The sequence below is a fragment of the Emticicia oligotrophica DSM 17448 genome (assembly GCF_000263195.1).
Lineage (GTDB): Bacteria > Bacteroidota > Bacteroidia > Cytophagales > Spirosomataceae > Emticicia > Emticicia oligotrophica.
Window position 1 is genome coordinate 2,910,255 of record NC_018748.1, and the last position, 19,732, is coordinate 2,929,986.

General features: G+C 35.7%; 16 protein-coding genes. 7 read left to right on the forward strand and 9 right to left on the reverse strand.

The genetic code is table 11. The annotated features are described in order from the left end of the window. The first annotated feature begins 14 nt into the window (after positions 1 to 14). Together EMTOL_RS12015 and EMTOL_RS12020 are read left to right on the forward strand one after the other, a co-directional pair. Complete coding sequence (locus tag EMTOL_RS12015; protein ID WP_015029561.1) at positions 15 to 590, forward strand: Crp/Fnr family transcriptional regulator; 576 nt, start codon at positions 15 to 17, stop codon at positions 588 to 590. A gap of 247 nt (positions 591 to 837) precedes the next feature. Continuing rightward, positions 838 to 1,527, forward strand: a complete 690-nt coding sequence (locus tag EMTOL_RS12020; RefSeq protein WP_015029562.1) for a DUF4386 domain-containing protein — start codon at positions 838 to 840, stop codon at positions 1,525 to 1,527. Positions 1,528 to 1,637: 110 nt separating this feature from the next. On the opposite strand, the gene EMTOL_RS12025 is transcribed toward EMTOL_RS12020, so the two are convergent. The 5 genes from EMTOL_RS12025 to EMTOL_RS12045 form a co-directional block, all read right to left on the reverse strand. After that, positions 1,638 to 2,978: a TolC family protein gene (locus EMTOL_RS12025; RefSeq protein WP_015029563.1), complete on the reverse strand. Its 1,341-nt coding sequence runs from the start codon at positions 2,976 to 2,978 to the stop codon at positions 1,638 to 1,640. Positions 2,979 to 2,989: 11 nt separating this feature from the next. Continuing rightward, positions 2,990 to 6,070, reverse strand: a complete 3,081-nt coding sequence (locus EMTOL_RS12030; protein WP_015029564.1) for an efflux RND transporter permease subunit — start codon at positions 6,068 to 6,070, stop codon at positions 2,990 to 2,992. Positions 6,071 to 6,078: 8 nt separating this feature from the next. After that, the gene (locus EMTOL_RS12035; RefSeq protein WP_015029565.1) at positions 6,079 to 7,116 is read right to left on the reverse strand and encodes an efflux RND transporter periplasmic adaptor subunit; all 1,038 of its coding nucleotides are present in this window, start codon (positions 7,114 to 7,116) and stop codon (positions 6,079 to 6,081) included. A 187-nt stretch (positions 7,117 to 7,303) separates the two neighbouring features. Beyond that, the gene (locus tag EMTOL_RS12040; protein ID WP_156510959.1) at positions 7,304 to 7,921 is read right to left on the reverse strand and encodes a Crp/Fnr family transcriptional regulator; all 618 of its coding nucleotides are present in this window, start codon (positions 7,919 to 7,921) and stop codon (positions 7,304 to 7,306) included. Positions 7,922 to 8,216: 295 nt separating this feature from the next. Next, complete coding sequence (locus EMTOL_RS12045) at positions 8,217 to 9,236, reverse strand: aldo/keto reductase (RefSeq protein ID WP_015029568.1); 1,020 nt, start codon at positions 9,234 to 9,236, stop codon at positions 8,217 to 8,219. A 178-nt stretch (positions 9,237 to 9,414) separates the two neighbouring features. On the opposite strand from EMTOL_RS12045, the gene EMTOL_RS12050 reads away from it, so the two are divergent. Beyond that, positions 9,415 to 9,705, forward strand: coding sequence for a hypothetical protein (locus tag EMTOL_RS12050; RefSeq protein WP_015029569.1), 291 nt, complete (start codon positions 9,415 to 9,417; stop codon positions 9,703 to 9,705). Positions 9,706 to 9,992: 287 nt separating this feature from the next. After that, complete coding sequence (locus EMTOL_RS12055) at positions 9,993 to 10,340, forward strand: bleomycin resistance protein (RefSeq protein ID WP_015029570.1); 348 nt, start codon at positions 9,993 to 9,995, stop codon at positions 10,338 to 10,340. A gap of 73 nt (positions 10,341 to 10,413) precedes the next feature. Here EMTOL_RS12055 and EMTOL_RS12060 read toward each other — a convergent pair whose 3' ends face one another. The 3 genes from EMTOL_RS12060 to EMTOL_RS12070 form a co-directional block, all read right to left on the reverse strand. Beyond that, positions 10,414 to 10,854, reverse strand: a complete 441-nt coding sequence (locus tag EMTOL_RS12060) for a DinB family protein (RefSeq protein ID WP_015029571.1) — start codon at positions 10,852 to 10,854, stop codon at positions 10,414 to 10,416. An 82-nt stretch (positions 10,855 to 10,936) separates the two neighbouring features. Then, positions 10,937 to 11,284: a YrdB family protein gene (locus EMTOL_RS12065; RefSeq protein ID WP_015029572.1), complete on the reverse strand. Its 348-nt coding sequence runs from the start codon at positions 11,282 to 11,284 to the stop codon at positions 10,937 to 10,939. 114 nt (positions 11,285 to 11,398) lie between these two features. Beyond that, positions 11,399 to 12,877 carry a serine hydrolase domain-containing protein gene (locus EMTOL_RS12070; protein WP_015029573.1) on the reverse strand — a complete coding sequence of 493 codons (1,479 nt, stop codon included), beginning with the start codon at positions 12,875 to 12,877 and terminating at the stop codon, positions 11,399 to 11,401. Positions 12,878 to 13,215: 338 nt separating this feature from the next. Between EMTOL_RS12070 and EMTOL_RS12075 the strand changes: the two genes are divergently transcribed. Next, positions 13,216 to 14,076 carry a sugar phosphate isomerase/epimerase family protein gene (locus tag EMTOL_RS12075; protein WP_015029574.1) on the forward strand — a complete coding sequence of 287 codons (861 nt, stop codon included), beginning with the start codon at positions 13,216 to 13,218 and terminating at the stop codon, positions 14,074 to 14,076. A gap of 266 nt (positions 14,077 to 14,342) precedes the next feature. Here the strand turns inward: EMTOL_RS12075 and EMTOL_RS12080 are convergent, their stop codons facing one another. After that, positions 14,343 to 16,589: a DUF7133 domain-containing protein gene (locus EMTOL_RS12080; protein ID WP_015029575.1), complete on the reverse strand. Its 2,247-nt coding sequence runs from the start codon at positions 16,587 to 16,589 to the stop codon at positions 14,343 to 14,345. 475 nt (positions 16,590 to 17,064) lie between these two features. Here EMTOL_RS12080 and EMTOL_RS12085 point away from each other — a divergent pair, with 475 nt between their 5' ends. Both EMTOL_RS12085 and EMTOL_RS12090 read left to right on the forward strand, forming a co-directional pair. Continuing rightward, positions 17,065 to 18,804, forward strand: coding sequence for a family 43 glycosylhydrolase (locus EMTOL_RS12085; protein ID WP_015029576.1), 1,740 nt, complete (start codon positions 17,065 to 17,067; stop codon positions 18,802 to 18,804). 103 nt (positions 18,805 to 18,907) lie between these two features. Next, a complete protein-coding gene (locus EMTOL_RS12090) occupies positions 18,908 to 19,672 on the forward strand; it encodes a response regulator transcription factor (protein WP_015029577.1) in 765 nt (254 codons plus the stop codon). Positions 19,673 to 19,732: the final 60 nt, after the last annotated feature.

Consider the following 19,732-nt stretch of genomic DNA (forward strand, 5'->3'; position numbering starts at 1 on the left):
AAAACAGAATGACAATGGATAATCTCATCATCAACTATATTTCAAAATACATTCCACTAACGGAGGAGGAAATTGAAATCATCAAAGAGCAAAACTTGATTCGTTACTTTAAAAAGAATGAGCTTTTGCTGGAAGAAGGGGAGTATGCCAAAGAATGTTATTTTGTATTAAGTGGTTGTGTAAGAGCCTATTATCTAATGGATGGCGAAGAACGAAATACAGAGTTTTATATTGAAAATCAATCAATTACGCCTGTTAGTTATCAAACTAAAAAGCCTTCGGAGTATTATTTATCTTGTTTGGAAGATTGTGTCTTGGCATTGGGTAGTGATGAACGAAACCAGAAACTTCTTGAAAAAGTGCCCAAACTCACCACCATGATTATGCAAATGAGCAACGAAATGTTGGTGCAAAAAGTCATAGAATTTGATGAATTTAAGACCTTCAGTCCCGAGCAACGTTATCTTAATCTTTTAGAAAAACGCCCTGATTTAGTCAATCGAATTCCGCTTTATCATTTGGCGAGTTATTTGGGTATTACGCAAGTATCTTTGAGCCGTATAAGAAAACGTATTTCGGTGCAAGTATGATATTGGTAAAAAAAATATCACCCCTTCGGGGTTTGTTTGTATGGTACGTACACGAATTTCTATAATCTTTTCACCTCTTAGAGGTTATGTATAGAATGGCGAAGCCATGAAATGACCATAACAAAGAAACATATAAATAAAATCCCTAAGGAATGGTATTTTTAAGGACCAGTTGCTTATTATCTTTTGTTAATTTTTCTGAAAAACGGCTTTGGTATTTTTGCTGAAACATTATCGAAAAAGCAAAATGAATATTCAGAAAAACGACAAACAAAATGCAACTATTACGGGTATATTTTTTATTCTTGCGGCCATCTCATCCATTATTGGACTAAAACTCTACGACCCTATTTTGGCGGAAACTGATTTCATTACTTCCTCCCACCAACATCATCATGCTATTGTTTGGGGAGCAATAAACGAACTTATTCTTTGTATTACAGCAACAGGCACAGGCTTGATGATGTATCCATACTTAAAAAAATACAATGAAAGTTTAGGATTGGGTTATCTAAGTTTCCGAATGCTGGAGGTAGTATTTATCATGATGGGAATTGTGGCAGTTTTAGCGGTGCTTTCTATAAGTCAACATTATGCCAATCATGCAATTGATAAACCAACGGCTACTGCCTTAGGTTTGGCATTTATTGAATTTCATGATTGGACTTTCATGTTGGGGCCTAATTTTATGCTCGCCATTAATACGTTTATTTACAGCTATGTTTTCTTCCAAACTAGACTCTTACCTAAAAAACTGGCTATTCTTGGACTAACGTCAGCCTGTTTGATTATGCTTGCAGCCATGCTTGAGATGTTTCATATTATTGAGCAAATATCAACTTTAGGTGTAATTTTGGCTATTCCAATCGCTCTTTATGAAATGTCATTAGCGGTTTATTTGATTAGAAAAGGCTTCCAAATTGAAGAAAATAAGTAAAAGAGCTCTCTTGAATTTCAATAGATGATTTACTAACAGGATTTGTTTTATTCTCTTCATTGCCGTAAGTTTTAACTGACGGCAATGAGTAATTTGAAATAATTCATTTTTTACTGTCCAATCAAAGCATCTAAATCTGAAAGAGCAATTAAATAAGCCAATTTAGCGGCGTACACATCAGCTTCTGCTTTGGCCAAGACTGCTTTGGTAGCTAAAATATCGGTTTTCAGGTTCATTCCTGCTAATTGCTTGTCTTCTTGCAATTTCAATTCCTCTTGGCGGTATTTGAGGGCTTTTTCTGCAACATTAATCAATGATTTACTTTGTTGAGCTTTTCTATATGCTTTTTCTATTTCATACAAAAGTTGCTCTTGTGTATAATCAATATTTTCTTCGGCTTGCTTCATTTGTAATGCCCTTTGTTTCTGAATTTGTTTATTGGCATAAAGGTCTTGCAAATTCCATTTCAGATTTACGCCAATAAACGGATTATTGGCAGGAGCAAGTGGATTGCCACTTTGGTAGGCATAACCAGTCACTAAACCAATATCTGGGCGGTCGCTGAGTTTAGCAGCTTTGAAACCTAACTCGGTTTTGTATTTGGTTAAATTAGCAATTTGAACATCGGGATTGGTTGAAATACCAGACTTATAATCAGTGATTGAAGAAAGATTATTCACAACTGGTAGGGTGGAGGTCAATGAAAAATCTTCATTGGGCAAGCCTGCTAGTTTAGCTATATCTGCCTTGTAATTTTGAATCTGAAAATCGAATTTTAAGATATTTTGCTCTTCATCGGCAATACTGGCCAAAATACCTGCTTTATTCAAATCTAAAGTTTTCCCAGCAGTGATAGCATTTTCTAAATCATTCAATCGATTATTGGCCAAATTGAGTTTAGCTTGAGCTTCTTCTTGTTGTTTTTGGGCAATCAAAGTGGCATAATAGAGCTGTTCGATGCCGTGTTTAAGTTGTAGCGAAACCTTTAGTTTTTCTTTTTCACTTACTTGGTTTTCTACTTTACTTACTTCAATACCCATTTTGATTTTGGCTTGTTGTGTTAAGGGCATATAGGCGGTCAATCCAATATTATAATTATTATTGCTTCCAACAGTTATGTTTTTATCAGTATTTGGAAGAGGCACTTGCGTAGTGGCATTCATAGGAATTACGCCAATTGCACCAGCAGGAATTGTAATATTTGCCAAATTTACATTGTATTGGTAAGTGCTACTCAGATTTACTACTGGCAAACGCTTGATTTCGTCTTCTTTGACTTTTATTCTTTTTTCTTCAATTTGTAATTGCTTAATAGCAAGACCTTTATTCGATTTGATAGCAATTTCACTCAATTGTTCTAATGAATAAGTAGGTGTTGTTTGGGCAAAAGTGCTTTGGTTTTCAAGAAGAAAACCTAAAACCAAAGCTATATATATGCGTAAGTTTTTCATTGGAATAATCATTATTGGTTCAACAATACATCTTTTTTGTCACGAGGTTTTATCCAGCCGATATAAAGAATGGGTACAGTAATAAGGGCCATAATCATACTCCAAACAACCCCAAATGCTAGTACACTTGCCAGCGGAGCCCACATCGGAGATTTAGAGATAATCATGGGAAGTACCCCGATGGCTGCCGCCATGGCAGTCAGGAATATCGGACGTAATCGACGTTTACCACTTTCAACGGCTGCGGTCTGAATATCCATGCCGTGCTTCATGAGTTCATTGGCGTGGTCAACTAAGATAATGGCATTTCTTACGACAATTCCCGATAATGAAATTAGACCTATAAAGGCAGTGAAACTGAAATTATTACCCGTAACTGCCAACCCTAAAATTGCTCCAAACAAACTCAATGGAATGGTGAGCATCACAATGCTTGATTCTTTGAGGTTACGGAATTGGAATAATAAAATGAAGAATATTAAAACCAAACTTGTCACCAAGGCAGTAATCATTTGTGAAAAGGTTTCTTGCTTGTTGGCATATTCGCCACCGTATTCGATATGATACCCACTTGGTAATGAAAGTTTTTCAATTTGTGGTTGAATCTCTTTCAATAATTCAGCGGGTAGAACACCCTCCGAAACTTCTGATTGTACGGTAAGTGTACGCACACCATTACGGTGGATAATCTTACCAGTTTGCCACTGTGGTATAAGGTCTACAATCTGGCGAAGTGGTACGTTTACTCCTGTAATTGGTGATTTTAAGTAAACTTTTTGTAAATCATCCGTACTTTGGCGGTTTACATCATCTAATCTCAAAACGATATTTACTTGGTTATTTCCTTCGTAAATTGAAGAAATAGCGGCTCCACTAAAACCAGTGTAAACGGTTTGGGAAATGCTGCTTGTTGTGAATCCTAAGCGACTTGCTTCGGGTTTTAAATTTAGTGATAAACCATAATAATCCTCAGCAAAATCGTTTCTGATGAGTTTACTACCTTTGGCATTTTTCATGATTTCGGCTACTTGCGTGCCTATTTTTTTCAAATGAGAAATATCTTCGCCCACAATTCTAACCTCTACTGGTGCTTTCATCGGCGAACCTTGTTGCATGAGTTTCACGAAAGTTGTACCTTCTGGAATAGTTGTATCTACTTTTTTTCTTAACTCTTCTACCAATTCTTCGGCCGTTTTATCGGTTGTTGTATTGACCAAAATCTGTGCATAATTACTTGTAGGAAACTCTGGCGAGAAATTATAATAAAATCTCGGTGAAGCAGTGCCCGTAAAAGTTGCATAAGAAACCACTCTTTTGTCTTGCTTAATAATGTTTTCGGCTTTTTGAATGGCCGCATTAGTTTTCTCTAATTTTGTGCCTGTGGGCATCCATAATTCAATAATAAACTGATTTCTTTCGGCCGCAGGAAAAAACAGTTGACGAACACTGGTTTTGAACAAAAACCCAGCTAAAGCAATGGGAATAAGGCTACTAATAATGGTCGTTTTAGGGTATTTTACGCACCAATCAATCAATTTGTTGTAGCCTTCTTGCATGTAATCAAGCAATGATTTTCTTTTCTTTTTGTTCTCATTTTCATGGTTATGTAAGCCTTTTTTGATGAAAACATAGCACAGCATAGGTGTCAGTAACATCGCTACAATAAAAGAGGATAGCAGGGCAATGGCAACCGTAATGGGCAAAGCAAAGATAAATTCGCCGATACTGCCATTAAGTAAAATCATTGGCATAAACGAAGCTACAATCGTAACGGTAGCCACTAAGACAGGCATTACTAAGTCGTTGGCACTTCTCCAAGCGGCTGTCCAGCGGTCGATGCCTTCATCTAATAATTCTACATAATTATCAGCAATTACGATGGCGTCATCTACGACCATTCCTAAAACCAAAATCAAAGCAGCCAACGAAACTTGGTGTAGTTCGATTCCTAATGCGTGCATCATAGCGAAGGTTACGGCCACCGTTACAGGAATGGCTGTTGCGGCAACCGCTGCAATTCGGAAAGGTAAAAGCAAAATCACAACGATGATGACCGAAATAATTGCCAACATAAATTCTTGGATAAAATGAGATATATTTTCCTCTACCAAATGGGGTTGATTGACAATTGTAGTAATCTTTACATCAGAAGGGATTACTTTTTGGGCATCAGCTATTTTTTGATTTACCTGCTCTCCAAATTTTACAATATTGTTACCTTCTTGCATTTGAATAGCCAACAATATTGCTTGATTGCCATTGACAGTAATGATACTTTGGGGTTCGGTATATGCTCTTTTGAACTGAGCAACGTCTCCTAATTTAACAACTGAGCCATTTTGTGAAGCTCCCACAATTTGATCGGCTAAATCGGTTTCTGTGCTATAATAACCTTTGGTATAAAGCGTAGTTCTGTTGTTTTCAGTTTTAATATCACCCGTTGGGTTTATCTTATTTTGCGATTGTAAAAGACTCACAACTTGCTGCAAATTTACGCCATATTGAGAAAGTTTCTCAGAACTCGATGAAACTACTATTTCTTCTTTTTGGTCGCCAATGCGTTTAACTTTCGAAGTGGCAGGAAGCGTGCGAAGGTAATCTTCTAATTTTTGAGCGTAACTTTTCAACTCATTCGGACTCGCAGTTTTACTTTCTAAAGCAATTACCATTGCTTCGGTATCGCCAAAATCTGAATTTACAATTGGACCCCTCACACCTTCGGGTAAATCAATTTGTTTGGCTACCAAAAGTTGATTACGAAGTTTACTCCAAAAAATATCGGGCTGTTTTACTCGCTCAGTCAATTCTACATTTACTACCACTACGCCATCTTTGGTAGTTGAGTAGGTTTTTGCTTTGTTTACTTCTTCATATTGGAAAAGGTATTGTTCAAGCTTCTTGGTTACTTGCTCTTCTACCTGTGCCGAATTGGCTCCAGGATAATAGGCAATCACTAAGCCTGTGCGAATCGTAATTTTGGGGTCTTCGCGGCGGGGCATATTCAAAAGTGATTGGATTCCGATGGCAAATAACAATAGTAAAACCGAGATAGTTACTTGCTTATATTTTAATGATGCTTGTATGATATTCATCGCCTTAATTATTTGATTGTTACGGCTGAACCGTCAGAGATTTTATTTTGACCTGCTACTACTACCCATTCTCCAGCGTTTAAGCCTGTAAGAATTTCTATCTTATTTTCAATCATTTTTCCGAGGCTTACTTCACGCTTAAATGCTTTGTTTGAAGCCTTCTCGACCACAAAAACGTAGGTCAGATTGTTGATATCATGATTGATACATTCGGCAGGAAGAAGTGTGGCTTGTTGTGCATTGTTCACACCAATTTTTGCTTCAGCAATCATACCGGGGCGAATCACTTGATTGGGGTTGTCAACTTCAATTTTGATGGTAAATGCTCGTGACGTGACATCAGCCGCAGAGCCAACTTCTACTACTTTTCCTGTAAAGGTTCGGTCAAGAGCCGAAATAGTTATAGCTGCCTTTTGGCCAATTTTTATGTATTGAAGTTCACCTTCAGGTATATAAGCCAACACTTTTACCTTACTAATATCTGAAATGACAAAACAAGGAATGCCCGTACCGACAATTTCTCCAACTTCAGTTAGTTTTTTGAGTAAAACCCCACTTATGGGCGAGTAGAGTTTGGTGTCACCTTCATTTTTAGCTTGTAATTGTTGTTGAAGTTTTGCTTGTTGTAGCGTGAAATTTACTTTAGAGAAATCACTTTCAGTAACGCTTCCTTTATCGTGTAAAAGTTTTAAACGATTGAATTCATCTGTCACGGCATTGACCTGAACTTCTGATAATTGTTTCGCAATGTTATAGCTAGTAGGGTCTAAACTGGCCAATATTTGTCCTTTTTTTACTGTTTGCCCTTCTTTGGCTCCGATAAAATTTACTTTACCTGCTACCAAAAAACCTAACCTTACGGTTGTATTGCCTTCAATATTTCCACTGACAGAAATATCATTTTTTACAGAAGTTGTTTTTACTTCTTCTATACTTACTGGAATAGCCGCTTGCTCGACTTTCTCTTTTTTAGATGTTTGTGTTTGATTACAACCAGCGAGCATCAAAATCATACTCGATAGTACATATAGTGCTTGATTCTTCATTTTTTTATTGATTTATAGCGAATTATCTTTTGTTCTGCTTTGATGCTACAAAGTTGGGGGCTTATTTTTTGTGAATTTTTAAGATAGATTAAAAAATGAGCTGAGAATGATTTTTTTGAGAAGCAAAACAAAAACACCCCGATGGTTTGATTCCATCGGGGTGCCGTATTGTATTTTCCAAAGAATATTAGATTTGTCCTCGTATCACGCTCAAGGTTTGCTGCGTAATTCCTAGATAAGAGGCAATATGCCCCAGTGGAGCACGTAGTAAGATATTGGGATATTCTTTCAACATGCGTTCGTAACGCTCTTTGGCTGATTGAAACTTAATGGTATGAATAATATCCGAAAATCTTTTCACGGCATCATATAAAAGTAGTTTTTCAACTTCTTTTATTTCGGGAAATTGCTGTAGCTTGTTAAAATCATCGTAGCGAAAAGTGGTAATTGTAGTATTTTCTAATAATTCATACCCATAAATGGCTGGAGCATTATGAAAAATACATTCAATTGGTAAGATAAAAGCGGCTTCCGCTACAAAAGTATGCGTGATGTCTTTGTCATCTTTGGTATAAAATGAGCGGAGTAGTCCTTCTTGTACATAATATACTCGTTGTGAAGTTTCTCCGGGCATAAGCAAAGTATGTCCTTTTGAATACTTTTTGGTTTTGCTATTGTCATGTAGCCACTCAGCAATAGAGTCAGAATAAATGCCTTGTTGTTTGAGGAAAGTCGAAATATCCACTTTATTATTCAGATGATAACTGGCAATAAATGTATGAAAATATTTTTTATTCTGAATCAATAAAAGTTGAACTCATGAAATATCCTGTAATTTGGATAAAAGATGTGCCATTGGTACTGTATATCGGTAGAAGTAATGAAAATTTAGTTTATTAATTTTCATTGCCGTCAGTTTAACTGACGGCAATGAATCATCAGATACTATTAGTAATTACTCAAAAGAATCTTTATATAATATTCATGATGCCTCATGGTTACAATCTTTTACTGAGCATTGGTCGTTAATTTTTAGCCCTAAAAGAGCAATTTTTAAAATACTTTCCATCAAATATTTGAATCGGGAGTATTCAGCCAAATTAATTTCTATAAGCACTTTGACGAGTAACCATCCATCCTGGATACTGCATTGGGAGTGGGCTTACTGCATCAATTTTCTTTAAATCTTCAGAAGAAAGTTCTATTTTGATTGAAGCTAAATTATCATTGAGTTGGGCAATGGTTTTAGCTCCGATAATCGTACTAGTAATACCTGATTGATGCCTTACCCATGCCAAAGCTATTTGAGCAACAGTGGCTTGATGTGCAGCTGCAATTTCGGCCATTACTTCTACTAAATCATAAGCCTTTTCTTTGTTAATGGGAGGGAAATCAAAATTTATTCTTCTTGAGCCTTCTGCTGCTTGTTCACGTGTATATTTTCCACTTAAAAACCCTCCAGCTAGTGGACTCCACGGGAAAATAGCTAATTTATGATGAGCAGCCATAGATACTAACTCATGTTCAATATCTCTACTAACGGCTGAGTAATAATATTGTAAGCCGATAAATTGATGAAAACCTTTAAGTTTGGCTATTGTTTGTGCTTCCGAAACCATCCAAGCTGGCCAATTACAAATAGCAATATAACGGACTTTACCAGTATTTACTACATCATTCAAGGTTTGTACGATTTGCTCAATCGAAGTCTTTGGGTCAACGCCATGCACATACAAAATATCAATGTAATCTAATTGTAAACGCTTTAAACTTGCTTCTACCGAATTGAAAACATGATAACGAGAAAGCCCTGTGCTGTTAGGCTTGTCGTCCATTCGAGCTAAAACTTTGGTAGCAATTACCACTTGGTCACGAGGAATTTTCAAATCAATTAGCGACTGACCTAATAATTGTTCTGATTGCCCAAAAGAATACGCATTGGCAGTGTCAATAAAATTAATTCCAGCCTTAATGGCTGCGTCGATGAGTTCGTTTACTTCTTGTTGTTGAAGTTTACCGATGTTATCCCACATCCCAGCGTTTTGGCCTCCAAAAGTCATTGTTCCTAAACAAAGTTCCGAAACCAATAGACCTGTTTCGCCTACATAGTTATATTTCATCTTGTTGAATGTGTTTGAATTTATGTAAAAATGACAAGGTTTTAATTGAATGACAAACGATTAAATTGTCATCTGAAAGCATAACAAAATAATTTGTAAATTTTTCTTGCGATGAAGCATTATTTTATTTTACTTTGAAAAACAAAGTTCTTTTTAATAATTAAAAAAACATAAAATTATGATAGCTAAAAACAATCGATTGACAATTATTTTCGCCATAGCATCTCTGATTTTATTATTACCATTGGTGGCTATGCAATTTACAAGTGAAGTAAACTGGTCAGTTTTTGATTTTATTGTTGCTGGGGTGCTACTATTTGGTACTGGTGGATTGATTGAATTTTCATTGAGAAAAATTAAAAGTGTAAAGCAACGAGTGTGGATTATTGTCGGAATTTTATTCATCTTGTTTCTTGTATGGGCTGAACTGGCAGTAGGCCTATTTGGGACACCCTTTGCTGGAAACTGATAACCATTTAATATGCGTTTTCCTGAATTTTTAAGGCGATAATTTATTGGGAAAATATTTGTTGTACTTCATGGCTGCTAGTTTCAACTGACGGAATCTAATAAAAATAAATTTGACTTTAGTCAAAGTCCATTGTTTGATTAAAGTCAAATTTGACAGTATAGAACTGTTGGATTCGCCCAAAAGACAGGAGTGATGTTTATTTCAAATAAGGGCTGATTCGTCTTTGTATTTTATTCTTTCTTAGTTATATTCGAGTAAAATTAAATTAAAAAGAAGCACAAATAATGATAAGCATTGCTATTCCAAAACTCCCCTTTATTGAAAAACAACAAACAATTGATTTTTACGTAAATCAACTGGGTTTTTCGCTCATTTCAGATTATGGTGAGTATTTTATCATAAAAAAAGATAATGCTGAGCTTCACTTTTTTCATCACCCACAGCTTAAACCAGCGGCATCACATTTCATGATTTACTTAAGAATTGATAAGGGAATTGATGAATTCTATCAAAATCTTTTATCAAAAAAAGTAAGCATGATTACGCCGCTTGAAACAAAACCGTGGGGGCAAAAAGAGTTTGCTTTGACTGATACTAATAGTACCTTACTTACCTTTGGAGAAAGTAACTAGTAATTCCACCATTATCACTTTGATATGATTTTATAAGGTATAGCTTTCAATAAAGTAAAAGAGATAAAAAAAACTATTTGCCTTTGCTTAAAATTGCAGCAATTTGTCCACTATGATGTGAGTTATGATATAAAATATGACTAAAAATTCTAAATCTACTCACTTTTCCGAAGAATGGAGTCTCTATTTCTTCAAGCCAAAATTGTTCGGGTTTCTCTTCTATCAATTTATTTAGCTTTTCAAAACCCTTATTAATTAACATACTACTTTCATCAGTATTACTGCCTTGTCCATTATCTAATTGCCCCATTGTAGTATTGGCCACTTCGGGTTGTAAGCCAAAAAAGAAGGTAAACATATTGAGGGTTTCAGCAATATGGCGGTAAATAAACCCAACAGAATTCGATGCTGAATTTAATTTCATTTGGGCATTTTCGTTACTTACTTTTTTGAGAGTCACACCATTACTGATTTGACTTTGAAGAAGCATATCGAGCATTAGGTTTTTCATCATATAATTTTTCGCTTTTGTAAATTTTTGATAATGTTACTGAAAATCTTTGAAAGTTTTTATTTCTCCTCAATTATATAGGTATTTAAAGGATTCCCTTTTCATCAAGATGTGAGAGGGATACACTCAAAATAAAGCATATAGAGTAGATGATTGACCATTTATTCTTGCCTAAATCTATTAAAGCCAATGTTCCCATCGAAAACATAAAAATTCTAAAGAGTGAAAGCCAAATATTCTGAAATCTAAGGTTTGATTTGGGTGCCGCAAAAACAGCCCATAGCGTAATGACAATCAGAAATAAAATGATTGCAAAAATCCATTTGGTAAAAGAGGTTTTACCTTGAGAATATCCCCAAAAACCGACGCTAAAAAATAAAACTAATTCTAAGCTAAAAGCGAGGGCATAATTAAAGTATTTGAGAACTTGCATGATTAATAGCTCTAATTAATGGTACAATTCAAAAATAAATTATCCGAAGGATTTAGATTTAATAATATAAGCTCTTGTCTATCATTATTCTAAAGTCTTCGGATAATTTATATTCTATTTCAACTTAATGCTGTATGCCTGAATTAAAGGTGGATTTTCGGGTGACATTGTGAAACTTACTTCTACTTTTCCTTTCTCACATTCAATTAAAAATTTGCCTCTAAGTGCATTTTCTGGTACAATTTCGTTTATTTTAACTATTTTTCCAACTTTATCAAAGATTCCTTCGGCTTCAGCTTTTAGCAAATCAGGAAAATAATCCATGAAGAAATTTTCGGCGAAAATGCCAGTTTTCTCTGCCCCCTCCCAAGAAGGCAGTAATTTTACTAATTCATTTTGACGTTGTTTCAGAATCGGAGAAACAGGGAATGGAATAGGACTAATACCCGCTTTTTCAATAATGTATGGAACTATCTGATTATTCATCAAGGCGGCACTGCCATAAGTCCCGTTAGTAAACGTCACAATTCCGATACCATATTGTGGTACAATTTTCCAATCAGAGCCAAAACCCGGTAAACCTCCAGAATGCCCAATACTTCTGATTTGGTTACAATTTTGGTCGATTCGTAACCCATAACCATAGAAAGAAACATTATTGCAAGGTTCGCCCGAACCTGTAAAACCACGGTTATTCATGCTCCCAAAATTGGCTGGGAAATGCATTTCTTTCAAAGAACTTTTCTTCAAAATAGGAGAGTTAGGTGCGTTTACTTGGTAAGCCTTTTGGTGAAAGACCATGTATTTGGAAAAGTCTTCGATAGAAGTAAGAATACCGCCCATGATTCCGTAAGCACCATCGCCTTCAAATGGCTGTTCAATGTATTGCTCACGCAACCAACGGTAGCCCCTAACAAGTTGATTATCTGGTACTTTGGTGTAATCCCAATAAGTATTATTCATGCCAAGAGGCTTCCAAATTTTGTTAATGATATAGCTTTGGTAGCTTTGTCCCGATACGTTTTTAATGATTTGTCCCAACATCGCAAAGCCCATATTGCTATATTCATAAGCAACTCCAGGTTCGTTGGAGAATGAAATTCCCTTCTTAAACATTTTCAACATTTCTGCTTCGGTGATACCCAACTGGCGATCACCCCAAGGATTGTCTTCAGGAAAACCCGCTGCGTGCGTAAGCAAATGACGCACTGTAATATCGGGCGAATCGGCTGAATATTTTTGTCCTCTTAATTCGGGAATGTATTTCCAAACGGGGTCGTCGAGTTTTAGTTTACCAGCATCTCTTAATTGTAGAATTGCCACCGATGCAAAACTTTTCGACATCGAGGCAATACGATAAACTGATTGATTATCAGCTATTTTGTTGGTTTTGTAATTAACGGTGCCACGATTGCTCTGATGCACAATTTTACCATCGACCAAAACGGCATACGACACACTCGATAAATGATTTTGTGTTCGGAATGCTTCAAATTTAGCATCTAATTCTGGTACAATTGCCTTGATTTTATCTTCGTTACTTTGAGCAGAAAGATTTTGGCTGAGTAGTAAGAAAAAGATTAGTTTTTTCATGTTTTGGTTGATGAGGGTTTGATTATTACAAAAATAGGGAAAAGGTTTATTTTATTTAGATTTTTCTCTAATCGAAAGTATTAAATTTTATTCCGTAGTTAATCGCCTAGGCTAATAAATAACCTTTTTTTAGATGTACTTGATTGAAGTTCTTTCGGTATTACTTCAAAATCAAAAATATTATATGCCCAATTCTATATTACCAAAAAATAGCTAAAAAATATTAAATTACTTCTCTATTTCGTTAATAGATTTTATTATCACAAATTCATTTCCCCTTTAATAAAAATCTATTTTTCAAATGTTGTAATATTGCAAAAAAATCAACCAATAGAACAATGAAAAATAGAATCCTTTCTCTAATTATCGTATCAATTTTGTTCAACCTATCCTTATCTGCTCAGAAAAAATGGGGTGGTATGACGCTCTACACTGTTAGAACTGAAATGGGTAAAGACCCTAAAGCTACGCTTAAAGCGGTTGCTGATTTAGGTTATAAATACATTGAGGCAGTAGATTATAACAATGGAAAGTTTTATGGAATGACGCCTGATGAGTTTAAATCATATACTAAAAGTATTGGTTTACAGCCAATTAGTATTCACATGGGTGGTATGAATACCAAAGATGCTGATAAGCAGATTGCTGATGTAAAAGCAGCGGGCTTTAAATATTTCATTGCCCCAGTTCCGCCAATGGGTATGTTTAAATTCGACCCTAAAACAAGGTCTTTGTCAATGACTGAAGATGTTGACCGTTTGGTTGGTGTTTTAGATACTATTTCACGTAAAGCAACGGCTGCAGGTCTAGAGTTTCTATACCATAATCATGCTTTTGAATTTGAAAAGAATAGTAAAGGTATTGTGCCGATTGATTATTTATTGGAGAAACTTGACCCTAAATATGTTAATTTCCAAATGGATTTGTATTGGGTTACAAAAGCAGGTGTTGACCCAGTGGCTTATTTCCAAAAGCACCCAGGTCGTTTTAAAATATGGCACGTAAAAGACATGGACGACCAAGGACGTTTTGCTCCAGTAGGCAAAGGTACTATTGATTTTGGTAGAATTTTGAAAAACAAAAAGCTATCAGGCATGAAGTATTATATTGTTGAGCAAGACCAAGTTTTTGACGGAATGACACCAATGGAAGCCATTAAGACAAGTAAAGAAGGATTAACAAAATTTGGCTTTAATTAATCTTTAACACAAGATAAAAAAGCTCGGTAAAGATATGTTCTTTACCGAGCTTTTTTATTATCAATAAAGTGAGTGATTAATATGCTCCGTAGGAGAGTTATATATTGGTAGAAAAGATTATTTCTCCTCTTCTTTTGAACCCCGAGGGGGTGAAATATTTCACTCGGGGTTCAATTATGAGACTGCTTATTTTTTATGCCTGTGGCCGATTGTTAAATATTTAACTATGGTGAGGCCATGTTTTATTCAATTATTATAACCATTTTTTACTTCTCAAAATCTGTTTCGAGCAGTTCTTTTTCACTAAATAATCCACCACCTGTTGGCTTTTTATCTCTCAGTTTTTTGATATCGCTTGCTGAAATATTTTTAAAATCTTTAGCAAAAGCATTTTGAGTATAGCGAATGATATCGGCTATATCAGAGTCAGAAAGTGTATTGTTATTTGCTAAACCTGGCATTTCATTATTGAGTTGGTATTGCTTGCCATTGACGGTAATTGGGCCACTCAAACCATGTAAAATGATGGAAGCAAGTCTTTTCATCGAACCATTGATATACTCAGAATCTTTCAACGGTGGTGCCAAATCCTGAATCCCTTTACCATCAGCACCATGACAAGTCGCACAAATACTTCTGAATAATTTTAAGCCATTGGTGCGGTCATCAACTACATTTTTTTCTCTCACAAAAATCGGATTCATCTCTTTTTTCTGACGATTATTAATAGCCAAAGTTAAATTATTCTTTAGCATCGTAGCAGGGTTCTGGCTAGCAACGTATTGTTCTTCTTTTCCTTCTAAACTACTTACAATCGCTTCTTGGAAAATGCGTTTATCGGCATATTTCTTTTCAACTTGGGCAAATATTGGTAAGAAACCATTAGTATCTACTTTTATCCAAGCGTTTAAGGCAAGAGCTAAATAAAGGTCTATGGTTTCGTTGTTTTGAGCGAATAACTGAGAGCTAATATCCTTCATTTTAGGAGATAAAGGTGCAGCAGCAAAATGTTCTGAAAGAACCAAGGCATGAGCAAGAATATCTGCTTGCTTGGTTTGAGTCATCAAATCACTAAGGAGTCCAAATGTCAATGAATTTAGTCCCTCTAAAGTATAAAGTGCATGAATTGCCGCCAACTCGTTATTACCTTTAGCAAGAGCAATTAAATCTTTAACAATCGTTTTATCATTCTTGCTAATTAAAATCTGTTGGCTTCTGTCTCTCAACCAACCATTTGGACTGCTCAATAATGCTACTAAAGCTTTGGTAGTGGCTTTTGATAAATCTGGAATTGGATTGGTTTTAGTAGTTTTGCTTACAACTTTCAGAATTCGACCAGCATTTTGTAAAGTATCCAATTTTTTATTGGCCAATTGCTCCGTAAGATACTGCGAAATATAAGCTTTATGTTGAATGATACCTCGGTGCATATCAACGATATACATAGCTCCATCTGGCCCATTGAATAAATTAACTGGGCGAAAACCTTCATCAGTTGAGGCAATGAATTCTTTTCCTTCTACTGCTTGTTTGGCTGAAGTTTGTAGCGAGCTAAAATTCAGATAATTACGTTTAATGAGGTTTGCTTCTGGCACGCAAACAAAAGCATTTTGATTATAATCGCTCGGGAAAGCTCCGCCACGATACACCAATGGCCCACATGAAGCCGTTACTTCTTTCAAATAACCATTTTCATCTAAAACACCTTTCTGATAGCCTCTATTCACAGAGGTTTGATGAATCGGAAACACACGATTATTGGCAATTTTTTGTCCTTCGGCAAAGGTTGGTTTGAAATACTTATTTCTAATAACCTTGTTCGGTAAAACGAAATCACTTTGTAGTTGAACACTGTTGTTGTTATAATAAAGTCGTCCGAAATTATCTTTCGTGATACCCCATTGTCCACGATAAGTGGTGGCTTCTTTTATCCATTTACCATTTTTTAATTGATACCTAAAATTATAATTTGCATTATAAATCCAGTTGTCAATATTCATCATTAAGCCATTTGAAGTATGCTCCACGTTACCACCTTCTGCGTAAGTTGGGTCAACGAGTGTTTTCTTGCCTGGTTTATCATTTTTAATCTCAACAAACCAAAGTTTTCCAGCATCTACATATAGCAAACCACCATATACATGAGCGAGGGCACGAGGCAAAACTAATTTGTTTAAAAACACTTTTGAGTGGTCAATTACCCCATCTTTATCTAAATCTTCTAAAATAGAAATTCTCCCAGTAGGTTCATCCTCGCCAATACCTTCAAGATTTGGCATATATCCAATCATTTCTACTGTCCAGATTCGACCTTTGTTATCAAAGTCAATACTTACAGGAGCTTTCAAAAATGATTCAGATGCGATTAACTTTAACTCGAAACCGTCTTCGATTTTATACTTTTCGAGTGAAACTTTAGGTTCCTCAAAAGCAAGAAACTTAAAGCCAAAAACAAAAACAGAAAGGGTTAATAAAGCAATAAAAGCTACTCTAAATGGCACTGTTCTAGTCATGATTGTTAAGGTTGTTATTTTTTACACTCTCAATATTTATAAATTAAAAATGAGAGATAATTGTTTATAAAGAATTATCAAAATTACCTAATTATTTTTGTTGCTAAAAATCTGATTAGCATATTGTTTGGTTAAATTTTAATTATTAATCCTATTTGTTTCCAATAAACAATTTAGAGGATACAGAAGTGAGAAAATTAAAGAAAGATTTATGGAAAGGTTGGGTTGAATAATATTAAAGTTGAAGAGGTCTCAGTGGTGGGAGTTCATAGCTCCCAATGGGACTTGGAAAGAAGAGGCTTTCAATATTCCCTATCGATATTTAATCCCTAACGGGATATTTTGGCATTATTTTGCTCTATTAATTTCTCCAAAATATTAAATAAGCCCCAATGATGTGCTTAAATAGCAGCAAGAAATCAAGCGTTTCTAAATAGATTTTGATAAATTGCCCCAAAATTCTATTTGACCTTCGATGAAAAAATATTTTCTTTTTGCCTTAATAATCCTTGCACTAGCTTCGGCTCAAGCTCAACAAAAAACTTATTGTAACCCAATCAATGTAGATTATGGTTACACACCCATTCCAAATTTTAGTGAGTGGGGGCGTCACCGTGCCACTGCCGACCCTGTAATCGTCAATTTTAAAGGCGATTATTATATGTTCAGCACAAACCAGTGGGGTTATTGGCATAGTCCAGACATGTTGAATTGGACTTTTCACTCAAAAAAATTCCTTCGCCCCAAAAACAAAGTTTATGATGAACTTTGTGCCCCAGCCGTGGGTATTATCGGTGATACAATGGTAGTTTTTGGCTCGACCTACACCAGCGAATTTACGATTTGGATGAGTACGAACCCAAAAGCCAATGAGTGGACTGCCTTAGTTGATGACTTTGAAATTGGGGGCTGGGACCCTGCCTTTTTTACCGATGACGATGGCAAGTTTTATATGTACAACGGAAGCAGCAATCGTTATCCACTTTATGGTATCGAATTAGACCGTAAGACCATGAAACCAAAGGGTTTTCGTAGAGAAATGTATATGCTTGAATCTTGGAGATATGGTTGGCAACGTTTTGGCGAGTACATGGACGATACATTTTTGGATGGTTTTATTGAAGGAGCAACCGTAAACAAACATAATGGTAAGTATTATTTACAATACGGAGCTCCTGGAACAGAAATGAGTGGCTATGCCGATGGCGTTTTGGTTGGAAAAACACCGCTTGGTCCTTGGGAAGCACAACCTGACCCTTTGAGTATGAAACTCGGAGGCTTTGCTCGTGGGGCAGGGCATGGAGCATCATTTCAAGATAATCAGAAAAACTGGTGGCACGTTTCTACGATTCAGCTTTCAACCAAAAATAATTTCGAACGCCGCATAGGTATTTGGCCAGCGGGTTTCGATAAAGATGATGTGATGTGGTGCAATACTGCCTTTGGCGATTACCCGCATTATATTCCTTCTTCGGGTTTAGATATTAAAAAGACCTTTACTGGTTGGATGTTGCTCAATTACAATAAACCCGTTGAGGTTTCTTCTACCTTGGGTGGGTATTTACCTAACAATGCTGTTGACGAAAGCATGAAAACATATTGGTCGGCTGAAACAGGTAAAGCTGGTGAGTGGATAAAAACCGATTTGGGGAAGTTGTCAACCGTCAATGCAATTCAGATAAACTATGCTGACCAAGATGCAGATTCTTCTTTTCTAGGAAAACAAGTCAATATCAAGCATCAATACAAACTTTTGTCGAGTGTAGATGGCAAAAAATGGACGATTTTGGTCGATAAATCAAATAACCAAACTGATATTCCACATGAATATGTTGAACTTTCACAGCCGATTCAAACTCGCTATATCAAACTCGAAAACGTATCAATGCCAACGGGTAAATTTGCTATTAGTGGTCTAAGAGTTTTTGGCAATGGCAATGGAACAAAACCTGATGCTGTTAAAGATTTTATGGTACTAAGAACCGAAAAAGATAAACGCAGTGCGTGGATACGTTGGCGACCAGAGAACAAAGCTTATGCTTATAATATTTATTACGGAACCGCTCCCGATAAACTCTATAATTGTATCATGGTGCATAACGCCAACGAATATTGGTTTAGAGGAATGGATAAATTGAGTACTTATTACTACACTATTGAGGCTATTAACGAAAACGGTGTTTCTGAAAGAAGTAAGGTTTTAGAAGTGAAGTAAATGAGTTACGCAGAACAAGTATGACACACCTCATTTGAGGATTTTTTAACTAAATTACGGAAAAAGGGGTGTCACACTTCGTCTGTATTGAACTATTCGCCCAATGAAATTTGATATATACATACCTTCTGAGCGTCTGAAACCCTATATTAAGCAATTGGTGGTTTCAGAGAATGCGAATGAAAGTATGTATAAAGTTTTTCCCTCTACAAGCCTCGTAATCGGATTCCAGTATCGGGGTCATTTGATAAATATTATCAATAATTCAGAACATACTCTGGCAACTGCAGGTATAACAGGGCTTACTGATTCTTACAAAATATTCAAAAACTCGGCAGGAGTTGGTACTGTTTTGGTCTATTTTACCGAAGTAGGTTTGGCCTATTTTTCTTCTTTACCTGTCAATGAATTATTCAACCAGAGTGTTTCGCTAGAAAATTTATTCGATAAATACAAAATTCAAGAAACTGAAGAAAAACTGGCGGCTGCTAACAGCGACCAACAAAGAATCAATGTCGTTGAGCATTTTTTACTTTCACAACTCAAAGAAATTGAAAATGATAAATTAATTGTGGCTGCCGTTAGAATGATTTATGAATCGAATGGTAATATTAGAATCCGTGAACTGAATGATAAATTATGCATCAGTCAGAGTCCATTTGAGAAAAGGTTTCGGAAATTAGTTGGTACTTCGCCTAAAAAATTTGCTTCAATTGTACGTTTTAATAATATCCTGAGTAAAATAGACCAAACAAAGTCATTAACCGAAATTTGCTACGAGTATAACTATTTCGACCAAGCACATTTTATTAAAGACTTCAAAAAGTTTACGGGAGATACTCCCGAATATTTTAAAACTCAAACGTAGAAAAACGATTTTTTACAATCACCTCCCCAAACATTGTTAGAACTTTGTCACATCAAACAA